The 11,510-nt window shown below is 55.8% G+C and carries 11 protein-coding genes; 4 read left to right on the forward strand and 7 right to left on the reverse strand.

Annotation, left to right across the window (positions count from 1 at the left end; all coding sequences use genetic code 11):
* Positions 1-71: 71 nt before the first annotated feature.
* The gene (locus tag G538_RS0110330) at positions 72-1,031 is read right to left on the reverse strand and encodes an NAD(P)-dependent alcohol dehydrogenase (protein ID WP_029069266.1); all 960 of its coding nucleotides are present in this window, start codon (positions 1,029-1,031) and stop codon (positions 72-74) included.
* Between the two features lie 72 nt (positions 1,032-1,103).
* Between G538_RS0110330 and G538_RS16240 the strand changes: the two genes are divergently transcribed.
* On the forward strand, positions 1,104-1,787 hold the full coding sequence (locus G538_RS16240) for a TetR/AcrR family transcriptional regulator C-terminal domain-containing protein (RefSeq protein WP_035834104.1): 684 nt from the start codon (positions 1,104-1,106) through the stop codon (positions 1,785-1,787).
* Positions 1,788-1,850: 63 nt separating this feature from the next.
* Positions 1,851-2,237, forward strand: a complete 387-nt coding sequence (locus tag G538_RS0110340) for a rhodanese-like domain-containing protein (RefSeq protein ID WP_029069267.1) — start codon at positions 1,851-1,853, stop codon at positions 2,235-2,237.
* Positions 2,238-2,261: 24 nt separating this feature from the next.
* Here G538_RS0110340 and G538_RS0110345 read toward each other — a convergent pair whose 3' ends face one another.
* On the reverse strand, positions 2,262-4,775 hold the full coding sequence (locus tag G538_RS0110345; protein ID WP_029069268.1) for an FAD-dependent oxidoreductase: 2,514 nt from the start codon (positions 4,773-4,775) through the stop codon (positions 2,262-2,264).
* Between the two features lie 235 nt (positions 4,776-5,010).
* On the opposite strand from G538_RS0110345, the gene G538_RS16245 reads away from it, so the two are divergent.
* Positions 5,011-5,526, forward strand: a complete 516-nt coding sequence (locus tag G538_RS16245) for a VOC family protein (protein ID WP_169514112.1) — start codon at positions 5,011-5,013, stop codon at positions 5,524-5,526.
* A 26-nt stretch (positions 5,527-5,552) separates the two neighbouring features.
* Here the strand turns inward: G538_RS16245 and G538_RS0110355 are convergent, their stop codons facing one another.
* Entirely contained in the window at positions 5,553-5,981 is a 429-nt protein-coding gene (locus tag G538_RS0110355) for a VOC family protein (RefSeq protein WP_029069269.1), read from the reverse strand.
* Positions 5,982-6,053: 72 nt separating this feature from the next.
* Positions 6,054-6,527 carry an Lrp/AsnC family transcriptional regulator gene (locus G538_RS0110360; RefSeq protein ID WP_029069270.1) on the reverse strand — a complete coding sequence of 158 codons (474 nt, stop codon included), beginning with the start codon at positions 6,525-6,527 and terminating at the stop codon, positions 6,054-6,056.
* A 180-nt stretch (positions 6,528-6,707) separates the two neighbouring features.
* Here G538_RS0110360 and ald point away from each other — a divergent pair, with 180 nt between their 5' ends.
* A complete protein-coding gene (gene ald / locus G538_RS0110365; protein WP_029069271.1) occupies positions 6,708-7,829 on the forward strand; it encodes an alanine dehydrogenase in 1,122 nt (373 codons plus the stop codon).
* Between the two features lie 73 nt (positions 7,830-7,902).
* Here ald and G538_RS0110370 read toward each other — a convergent pair whose 3' ends face one another.
* The 3 genes from G538_RS0110370 to G538_RS16250 all read right to left on the reverse strand — a co-directional run bounded on the left by G538_RS0110370 (position 7,903) and on the right by G538_RS16250 (position 11,159).
* Positions 7,903-8,760, reverse strand: a complete 858-nt coding sequence (locus G538_RS0110370; RefSeq protein ID WP_084618337.1) for a glycine betaine ABC transporter substrate-binding protein — start codon at positions 8,758-8,760, stop codon at positions 7,903-7,905.
* A 201-nt stretch (positions 8,761-8,961) separates the two neighbouring features.
* On the reverse strand, positions 8,962-9,837 hold the full coding sequence (locus G538_RS0110375; protein ID WP_035834108.1) for an ABC transporter permease: 876 nt from the start codon (positions 9,835-9,837) through the stop codon (positions 8,962-8,964).
* Positions 9,837-11,159, reverse strand: coding sequence for a quaternary amine ABC transporter ATP-binding protein (locus G538_RS16250; RefSeq protein WP_051196945.1), 1,323 nt, complete (start codon positions 11,157-11,159; stop codon positions 9,837-9,839). Before G538_RS16250 ends, G538_RS0110375 begins: the two co-directional genes overlap by 1 nt.
* Positions 11,160-11,510 lie beyond the last annotated feature (351 nt).

An 11,510-nucleotide genomic window follows, 5' to 3' on the forward strand; every position in this document is an offset into this window, starting at 1 on the left:
CCAGTTGCTACAGGCAGTCGGGTGTGATGCTGTCATCGCTCCACACCCGACTTCACCTCATTGCGGGAACTCTACTCTGCGTGGTGGGGATGAACGATGATACTGCCCACTTTCCGCCCGGAACTAACCCTGGCATGTGCGATGGCAATGTCATCGAGTGTCATCCGTTGCTCAATAACACTACGCAAATGCCCTTGGCGCAGTTGTTCCAGAAGGTAGTCAAAGTCGCCTACTCTCTCAGGAGCAGCACCAGCTTTCACCTGACCACGAGCGATCAGCGTTTCGCGCAGACTCGCAACTGCTAGGAGAAGCGTTCCGTCAGGCGTGATGAGTTTCTTTCCCTGACGTGGGGAGATGTTTCCCACCGTATCGAAAACTATGTCGAACTGTTCGTTTATCTCCGTGACAGGTGTGGCGTGGTAGTCGTGGATACTTGTCGCCCCCAGAGATCTGACCAGGTCTGTGTTGACTGCACTGGTAACAGCTGTGACGCGCGCGCCAGCGTGGTGGGCGAGTTGCACAGCCTGAGTACCTAAATCGCCGGAGGCGCCGTTTACTAGGACGGACATGCCACTGTGCAGGTTGCCAAGATCACGGAGGAAGTACAGTGCAGTTGAGCCGCCAAACATGATCGCAGCAGCATCATCGTGGTTCACTTCTGCGGGCTTGTGTGTGACTTTTTCCGGCTTGATAGTGAGGAACTCAGCGTGCGCTCCCATAGCCATTCCAGTCATTCCGCACACCTCTTGACCTGGGGTTAATCCTTGGATTTTGTCTCCCACTTTCACGACGATTCCAGAGAAGGAACTGCCCAAAATAGGGTTGCGTGGCCTCGTTATGCCAAAAACTGCGCGCGCGATGGGGGTGAACCCCGGAGGGAATGTTCCTGCACGCAGTCTTGCGTCGGCAGCAGTTACGGAAGCCGCTTGAACCTTGACCAGGATCTCGTGCGGCGCGGGGTGTGGGGTGGCAGTAGTGGAAACGGACACGCTTTGTGGCGGGCCGTACTGGTGGGCGAACGCTGCTCTCATAAGATTCTTCCTTACATGTGTAAGTTTTACGTTGAGTGTAACCTTACGACTGTAAGAACAACAAGGGGGACCATGAAGCGCGCACGCCTGACGCACGACACCATCGTTGACGCCGCAGCCGAGGTTGCCCGCGCCCGCGGGCTAGAGCGACTCAGCATGCGTGCGGTTGCAAGCGAGTTGGGCGTTGAAGCAATGTCGCTATATCACCACGTCAGCAACAAGGAGAGCCTGCTCGATGCGCTCGTCGAGTGGGTCTATGCACGCATCACACTCCCCCCGTTTGATGCGCCATGGCAAGACGCACAGCGCATCAGGGCCCTTAGCGCCAGAGCCATACTTGCGCAAAACCCGTGGGCATTGACCTTGATAGAGTCACGCACCACACCAGGCCCGCATCTTTTACGCCATCACAACGCAGTCATCGGCTCTTTTCGCTGTAACGGATTCACCGTGCAGCAAGCTGCACACGCAATGCTAGTCATCGATGCGTACATCTATGGTTTCGTCCTGAATGAAACCCAACTACCGTTCGAGGGAGGCGCCGAAGCTGATCAGCTCACTCAGGACATGAAACTTCCCGCAACCGATTTCCCTTATTTAGCCGAGTTTGTCGACACCCTCATTCGAGATAAAGGGTACAACTTCTCTGAACAATTCACCGCAGGGCTTGATCTCATCCTCCACGGACTTTCCCCAACTGATGCAACGTCGATTCACGGCTCACAAGAACCCTTGAAATCGTCAGAAACGCAGTAACCTGTATACCCCGTGGGGTATTAAATGTATGCTGGGACAACCACCAGTCATGAAAGGCCACCCATGCGCACACTTCCCACACTCCTCGCAGCGCTCACCCTACTCATTGGGGCATCTAGTTGCTCCACCACCCCCGGCGAGCAAATGCCTGCCACAAGCCCAACAATCACCGTCACATCGACCACGGTCCTCGTTGACGTGCGGACAGCAGAGGAATGGGCGACAGGACACCTCGATGGCGCAGAACTATTGGACTTCACCAGCGGGGAGTTCGCCGCAGCGATTCCCACACTCGACGCTGACGCGGACTACGTCGTGTACTGCCGCTCAGGAAACAGAGCCGAACAAGCAATCGCGCTCCTCAATGAGGCAGGCATCAACCAAACGGTCAACGCAGGGAGTGTTGAAGAGGCATCCGCGGCGACGGGCATCGACATTGTTACTAACTAACGGCGACGCCCGCCGCCTGAGCGCTTAAATAAAGAGTGTCGACCCTGACTTCTCTGCCGCAGCAATAAACGTGGCAACACCACCTAGTTGAACCCCATCGATGAGATCACTTTCGGCAATTCCCAACAAGTCCATTGTCATAGTGCAAGCCGTGACTTCTGCCCCACCTTCCACCGCAGCTGTCATCAGTTCCGGCAAACTGGAGACCGAGTGATCTTTCATGACTTTCTTGATCATGGCGGTTCCCGCACCTGCCATATTCATTGTGGAAAGTTTCAAAGCATCAGGACCGGAGGGCATCATTGCGCCAAACATTTTGTCTAACGCGCTCCGGTCACGGGCAGGTGGGTTCTCACGGCGAAGCGCGTTCAGGCCCCAGAACGTGAAGAACATGCGCACTGGTTTCCCCATAGCTAGGGCACCGTTCGCGATAATGAATGCCGCCAACACCTTGTCCAAGTCACCTGAGAACACCACAAACGACATCCCGTCACGGCCATCCGAAACCACACCAGCGCCAGTTGCAGATTCAATGGCTCCACCCATGCGCATCGTCATGCGGTAACCAGGGCCATGCGGGGTGAGGTCAAGAATGTCGTGACCGTTCGCGCCTGCCCACGCTGGACCGTCGTGCGCAAAACCAGGGTCAGACACGGTGACCGTTACTTCATCACCCGGAGTGAGCGTTGCCGCTGTCTTTTTGAGCGACATGATCGGTCCTGGGCATGCAAGCCCCGTGCAATCAAGGTCGATGTGCTGCACAGGCCCCTTTGCCACAGCCGCCGCGATCTTCTCCACAGCAGGGTCACCCCCTGCTGGTGCGTGCGAAATCTCAGCATGCTGCGGGGTAGCACCCTCCCCTTCCACTTCATGCCAGGCACGGAACGTGATGGACCCACCTGACAGAGTGCGAACATCGGCAAATCCTCGCTGTACCAGGATGCGGTGTGCCAGGTAGGAACGGAAACCCACCGCACAATACAACCGAACCGGAACCGCTGGATCCCACTGAGCCACCTCATCACGCAGCGTGGCCAACGGAACGTTCACCGCGCCTGGGATGTGCCACAGATCGAACTCCTCTGGCGTGCGCACATCAACAACTTTGGCTCCGGCCACAGCTTGCGGGAACTCTTGGGCGTACCACAACGTCAAGTCACCCCGAATCGTGTTCGCGGCAACAAACCCAGCCATATTCACGGGGTCCTTCGCTGAACCGAAGGGCGGGGCGTACGCCAGTTCGAGCTCTTCCAAGTCATAGACGGTAGCCCCAAGCCGGAGGGCGGTTGCCAGCACATCAAGTCGCTTGTCCACACCGTCAAAGCCGGATGCTTGAGCCCCCAAAAGCTTCCCAGAGGTGGGATCAAAAAGAACTTTTAGATGCATGGCTGCAGTGCCTGGGTAATACCCTGCATGACCTGATGGGTGCACATGAACGGCACGATAGTCCATACCTGAATCGAGGAGCTGGCGTTCAGTTGCCCCGGTTCCACCAGCAACCATGTCGAATACTTTGACAATCGAGGTTCCTTGCGTGGAGGTGTATGTGGTCGCCCGGCCACAAATATTCTCTGCAGCCACACGCCCCTGCCGGTTAGCTGGCCCCGCCAAGGGGAACAACGACTGGCCAGAAAGGACAGTGTGTGGGGTTTCCACCACGTCACCAGCTGCCCAGATATGCGGGTCGCTGGTTCGCATGTGCTCATCAACAATCACCCCACCCTTTGCACTGACTGCCAGGCCAGCAGCTTGTGCGAGTGCACTTGAGGGGCGGACTCCGACAGAAAGGATGACAATGTCGGCTTCCAATGAGGAGTTGTTCGTCAACTCAACCCGCATCTTGCCGCCCTCACGCTCCACAAACGCTGCAGCAGCAGTGTTGAGGTGGAGGGAAATACCGCGTGCGCGCAGGTGGTTTTCGACCGGCACGGCAATTTCACGGTCGACGGGCGGCAGAATTTGGTCGGCCGCTTCAACGACTTCGACCTTTACGCCCCGGTGGTGGAAGTTTTCGGCCATTTCTAGACCAATGTAGCCCGCACCGATGACCACTGCGGTGACAGGTCCGCGCTCTTTGTTATTGTGCGCGCTCAGGGCATCGTCGATGCGCTGTTTAATGCGGTCCATGTCGCCGATGCGGCGCAACACCATGACGTTGGGCAGGTCGATGCCAGGCAAAGGTGGGCGCACTGGTTCTGACCCGGGGGTCAGTGCGAGTGCGTCGTAGGTTTCGGTGTACTTGCTGTTGTCGTTGATGTTTCGAATGGTGACGGTACGTGCATCGCGGTCAATAGCGATGACGTCGTGGCCGGTTCGTGCGTCGATGTTGAGTGATTCTCGGAGCGACTGCGGAGTTTGTACAAGGAGTCGCTGGCGGTCAGTAATGACATCGCCGATGTGGTACGGCAGTCCGCAGTTTGCGAAAGAGACGTGGTTGCCTCGTTCGAGGACGATAATTTCGGCATTTTCGTCAAGGCGCCGAGCGCGCGCGGCAATGGATGCTCCTGCGGCGACTCCGCCAACGACAACAAGTTTCATGGTGTGGGCTCTTTCTGGGAAAATGATGGCACGTCTTGGCGCCTGTGGTGCGTGTGCGTACCACACCAGACTACCGTAAATACCCCTAGGGGTATCAGGACGTTTGTCCGCAGTTCCCGCCGAGCGCATTCCACGCTTCACGCACCGCCATAATTGTGACCAGCGTTACACTAGGTTGTGGGTCGAGTAGAGAACCCTGCCCCTCAAACCTCACTACACAGCTGAGGACCCCATGGTGACAATCGCGCCGAGTATTTGGTGCAATAACAACGCCGAAGAACTTGCCTCGTTTTACACATCAGCCTTTTCCGATACCAAAATTCATGCCACCACGCACTACCCGCACGAAGGATTACTCGACTTCCAACAGCACTTAGCTGGGAAGGCGCTGACCATCGATCTCGAGATACTCGGCACACACTTTATTGCCATCAACGCAGGACCCGAGTTTTCACTCAACCCGGCGCTGTCCTTTATGGTGCTGTTCTCCGTACACACAAGTAGCGACCCGCAAGCTGAACTCGAAACATTGTGGGAACACCTCACCGCTGACGGAACAGCCCTCATGCCCCTAGCGGATTACCCATTTAGCCCGCTATACGGCTGGTGCAAAGATCAATTCGGAGTGAGTTGGCAGATAGCACCCCGGAACGTCGACTCACTGATGGATAAACCTGCCGCGTACTCCGCGATGATGGGGATGAAAAAGATTGATATAGCCGCTCTCCATGAAGCCGCCCAAGAGCGTTAACCAGCAGGTGCGTCTAGCGGCAAGCTCTACTCAGCAGGTTGTGGCCCGTTTTCCACAGCAGCGGGGTCCATCCAAAAGGGCTCAAAATGATTACCATCAAGGTCATCAAACTGGCGCTGGTACATGAACCCGTAGTCTTGTGTAACGCCAATGCGCGCACCGGCAGTTTCCGCACGTGCGATAAATGCATCAACGGCCTCTCTGCTCGGCAAGGAAAAAGCAGTGAGAGCTAACGACGTAGTGCGCGGATCTCCGAGAGTTTTGCCTGTGCCTTCAAGGAACCCCTCATAGAACTCACGGCGCAAAATCATCAGCACGCTGTGTTCCGAGATGACCACCGCTGCTGCATTTTCGTCAGTGAAATGGGGGTTGAGGGTCCACCCGAGTGCTGTGTAAAACTCTTTGGATTTCTCCAAGTCGCTGACCGGTACATTGACAAACAACTGCGTTTCCACGAGCCCCCTCGGGTGTGATCTATTCCACTTCTACGGACGGTCTCAGCCTAACTCTCCCCTCAAGAAAAGGCATCAGCGCGCGACAACGTGGTCGAAAACAATGGATGTTCGAGTGGATGCCACCGCAGGGTGAGTCGACAGATGCATCACCACAAAGTCGCGAACGTCATCAGAATTTCTCGCCGCAATGTGAATAATGAAGTCTTCAGATCCACCAAGAAAAAACGTTTGGACAACCTGAGGTAGGGAGCGCATCTCTTGGGCAAAGCGCGTCACTGCAGCACGTTGACCTGACCGAATATTGACGCTAATGAGCACTTGAAGCGTCAGGCCAAGTTGGTCTGCTGATAATTCTGCCGTGAAACGCGAGATCACACCCCGCTGAACCAGGGCACGAACTCGTTGATGACACGTTGACTGAGCGACCCCCACCCGGTCAGCCAGAGCAGCATTCGAGATTCGCGCATCAAGGCGCAGCGCACGCACGATCTCTTGATCGATGGAATCCAATGATGCCAACTGATAATGATCCTTCGTCGACCCCATCCACGAACCCCTCACTGGCTGATGATTTACATGATTTTTCTCTATTCTTCCGCATAATCCTCGATCTGTAACGCTAACGAAACAGATACTTCGGATACTGAAGCAGTCCCACATGATGTGTCATACAACACATCTTGTTAGTGAGCGGTGGTCACAAGCCACCGGAACAGGAGATCACCTATGCGCATCGGCGTTCCCACCGAGATAAAGAACAATGAATATCGTGTCGCTATCACCCCGGCTGGTGTCTACGAACTGACTCAAGCAGGACATGAAGTGTGGGTCCAAACCGGGGCCGGTGTTGGGTCAGGAATCTTGGACAGCGAATACCGCCGCCAAGGAGCACACATCATAGGAACAGCATCGGAAGTGTGGCAAAACGCTGACACCTTACTCAAAGTGAAAGAGCCAATTCCCGAAGAGTATGGTTACCTTCGAGAAGATCTTGTGCTTTTCACCTACCTCCACCTTGCTGCTGATACGCCATTGACAACGGCTCTCCTTGCCGCAGGAACAACCGCAATCGCCTATGAGACCGTTCAACTCCCTGATCAATCGCTGCCACTCTTGGCACCAATGAGTGAGGTCGCTGGCCGGTTAGGTACTCAAGTCGGCGCATATCACCTGATGAAACCTACCGGAGGCCGTGGCATCCTCATGGGCGGTGTACCTGGCACCTCGCCTGCACGGGTTGTCGTCATTGGTGGTGGCGTTGCTGGAACACATGCCGCAGAGTCCGCTATAGGGATGGGCGCAAATGTCACGATCCTCGACGTATCTTTACCCCGACTACGCTCGCTCGAGGCACGTTTCCAAGGCAGGGTCCACACGGCTCTATCGTCGCAGTACGAAATTGGCGCCCACGTCGTAGACGCTGATCTTGTGATTGGGTCAGTGCTGATTCCTGGTGCTTCAGCTCCAAAACTAGTCACCGATGACATGGTATCTGCCATGAAAAAAGGTGCAGTGCTCGTGGACATTGCCATCGACCAAGGCGGGTGCTTTGAACACTCACATCCCACCACACATGACTCACCTGTCTTTTCGGTTCATGACACCCTCTATTACTGTGTTGCGAACATGCCAGGGGCAGTCCCCTTCACGTCGACACAAGCGTTGACGAACGCTTCACTCCCCTATGTCATGTCGATCGCCAGCCACGGATGGGCCGCAGCGGTGAGAGAAGATTCCGCGCTGGCCGCCGGGGTAAATACCCATGGTGGCGCGGTGGTAAACCCTGGTGTGGCGCAGTCAGTGGGAAAAGATGTCACACCTCTGACAGAGCTCATAGGGCTGAGTTAATCGCTTGAGGAAAAACAAAATGCTGCTGGCTCTCCTATGAGGGAGGGCCAGCAGCATTGATGACGCGTTGAGACTAGGAAGTCAGTGAGTCAACGTAGTCCTGGTTTTCTTCGATCCACTGACGAACGAGTGGCTCGTAGTCATCGGTGTCGTTCTCGTTGAACAGAAGGTCTTCGAGATCGTAGAGCAGTTCAGGTGTCATGGTGAAGTCACCCATCCACTGAGCTACATCGGGGTGGTCTTCACTGAAGCCACTGCGTGCGTAGGAGTGAATGAGTTCAGCTCCGCCCAAAGCACCTTCAGGGTCCTCAAGGTTACGGATGGGGAATGCTGAGTATGCCCAGTGTGGCTCCCACAACGTCACAACAACGTTCTCGCCAGCATCAGTGGCGGCCTTGAGCTCGGAGAGCATGGCAACGGTGGATGAGGTGGTGAAGTCCATCCCCTCAAGGCCATACGTGGGGATTACTTCGTTTTCGGTGGCGCTCGTCAGGCCTGCACCTGGCTCAATGCCAACAATCTGGTTACCGAACTCGTCAGCGTTGTCGGCCAAGTCAGCCAGCGACGTGATCGGTGAATCCTCGTTGACAGCAATGGTCAATTTTGCCTGGTCAAACCAGGAGCCAAGGTCTTCGATGTCGTCGCCGAAACGGTCAACGTATTCCTTGTGGGTGCCTGGCAACCAAATGTCGGTGGTGAGGTCGTAGTCACCGGTGGACAAACCTGCGAAGAGTGGTGCTGGGTCAGCGTACTCGAGGGTTACGTCGTAGCCCTCGTCTTCGAGAATGGCCCGCCACAATTCTGACGTAGCGATTCCTTCATCCCAGCCGTTGAAGACAGCAATCGTAATGTCCTTGGACTGCTCTTCACCTGATGTTGAGTTTTCTTCAGCATCAGAGGAGCAGCTAGCCAGCACGAGTCCGGCAGCCATGATTGTTGCGAGTGAGGCGGTTGTTTTCTTGGTCAAGGGAAGTCCTTTCTTCTCAACGCCAGGTATTTCCGGACGTTGTCGTAGCCACTTATCATCGAGATCAGTAGCCAGGGCTCAGGAGGCCCGTGGTAAGCCCGACGTTTTCTCACAGAAAACACCAGGAAGTTGTGGTCAGTAGACCGAGCGTGTTGACGCAGCGTGTCAGACGTTGCCGACTGCGGGGCGGCCTTTGCGTAGTGCCGCATACAGCCCTCTACGCTCACCAAATGCGCTGGTGAAACGGTCGAGAAGCATCGCCAAGATGACAACTGACAGTCCGGCTTCAACACCTAGAGCGGTATCAAGTCGGTTCAGGGACGTGATGACGTCTCCACCGAGTCCACCGGCGCCAACCAACCCAGCAATCACAACCATCGAGAGGGACAGCATGATGACCTGGTTGATGCCGGCCATGATGGAAGGAAGCGCGAGGGGAAGTTGAATTTGGCGCAAAATACGCCCTGGTGTTGCACCAAAAGCTTGCCCAGCTTCAACAGTTTCGCGGTCAACTCCGCGAATACCAAGTTCGGTGAGACGCACCCCTGGAGCCATGGCGAAAATAATCGTTGCCACGATGCCTGGGGCTACGCCGACTCGGAACAGGAGAAGCGCGGGGATGAGGTACACGAACGCAGGCATCGTTTGGAGGAAGTCCATCACAGGACGAACCACAATTGACACTGGACGCACCTTAGCGGCCGCGATACCCAAGGGGATCGCCAACACGATGGCGATGGTTGCAGCTACGAGAACAAGAGCCAACGTGTTCATGGCGTTGTCCCATTGGTCCATTCCTACAATGAGGAGGAGACCCAGTGCAGAGGCGACAGCGAAGGTCCAGCCACGCGCAAACAATCCGAGGACAACAATAGTGATGATGACAACGATTGCTGGCGGCGTGGAGAGCACCCAGTTCACAGACTCGTACATGCCAACAAAAACAGAACGAAGCCAGTCGAACAGAGAGCCCAGATTTTCTACAACCCAGTCGACCCCTTCCGAGGCGCGTTCACCCACGGGGATACGGAAGTCTTCCATCAGTTGTCCTCCTCCTGGGGTTGAACGGTTGACGCAGTTGAGACAGGTTTCACGTCAGGGCCTGAGTCTGCGCTGAGCGCATCCTCAACAACTGAAGGTGCCAGAGCCGGTGGAATGGGTTGAGCATTCACTCCAGCTTCATGTTCTCCTCCGAGTGCTGCGAGGAGGACTACGCGAGGGACTACTCCTTGAAGCCGTCCTCGCTCATCCACAACGGCAAGAGGCAACACAGATTCCACTGCAGGGATGAAGAGTTCCGCGAGCAGAGTGTCTGGGGTTGTTTGCGCGGCCTCACTCAAGTGATCAGTAAGGCTTTCTTCTCCGCGGCGCAGGAGTGACAATGCTTCACGGTCAGTAACAGCGCCAAGTAGTTTCCTGTGACGATCCACCACAAAACAGGCGGATGTCTGCTGTTCACGCATGATGCGCAGCGCCTTTCGCGGCCCACCAGGGAGTTGCATGAGTGCGGCTGGCGGTTGCATCACTGCTGAGGCAGTGAGGACACGAGCGCGGTCAACGTCCTGAACGAACTGTGACACGTACTCGTTGGCAGGGTCGGTGAGGATCTCTTCGGGAGTTCCAATTTGGACTATTCGCCCATCGCGCATCACGGCGATCCGGTCACCGATGAACATTGCTTCATTGAGGTCGTGAGTGATGAAGATGATGGTTTTGTCGAGTTCAGATTGCAACTCAATGAGTTGCTCCTGCATTTCACGACGAATCAGTGGGTCGAGCGCTGAGAACGCTTCGTCCATGAGGAGCACGTCGGTGTCTGCTGCGAGCGCACGGGCTAGCCCGACGCGTTGCTGCATTCCACCGGAAAGCTCTTTGGGGTATTTGTCTTCCCACCCATCGAGCCCAACCATGGAAATGTACTTCCGAGCGCGTTCGATGCGTTGAGCGCGTGGCATTTTGCGGATTTCGAGGCCGTAGGCCACGTTGTCGAGAACGCTGCGGTGGGGCAGGAGGGCGAACTGTTGGAACACCATGGAAACCCGGGTTTCGCGGATGTTGCGCAGTTTGCGGGCGGAAACTCCGGTGAGGGTGTCGCCGAGAATGTCGACGGTGCCTGCTGTTGGCTCCCATAGCCCGTTGAGCATACGGATGAGGGTTGATTTCCCTGATCCTGAGAGCCCCATCACGACGAAGATTTCGCCGCGTTGTACCTCGAAGGAGGCATCGATGACAGCTGCGGTGTTGTTTGCGCCGATTTTGTCGCGGGGCGCTCCACCTTGGATTTTTTTGATGGCGGCGTCAGGTTTTGGCCCGAACACTTTGTAGAGTCCTTGGGCCTTCAGGACGATCTCGTTGCTGCTCATAGTCCTTCCGGGCGAGCGTTCTCACCCTGTGACCGGGTCACACTCATGCAGCTCTGGGGGTTCGGACCCAGTGGCTCAGTGCGGCGCACTTGTGGTCTGAAGAACGCCAATGCATCGTGTCACCATACATGCGTGGATGGCCTTTCCATCCCCGCCTGCGGCAAGGCTTGGCGCGTTCTTTACATACTCTTTGCGCCATGCAGTCCCTGAGCCTACCACAGGCGATCCGGTTTATTGGACTTATACAACAGGTTGTCGTGACACACAAACGCGCAGGTCATAAACATCAAATTCACCCGTTTGTGACACTGAACACGGGGCACTTTTTTCGCGATGTCAACATGAAGTAGA

It is taken from the genome of Jonesia quinghaiensis DSM 15701, assembly GCF_000423205.1.
GTDB lineage: Bacteria > Actinomycetota > Actinomycetes > Actinomycetales > Cellulomonadaceae > Jonesia > Jonesia quinghaiensis.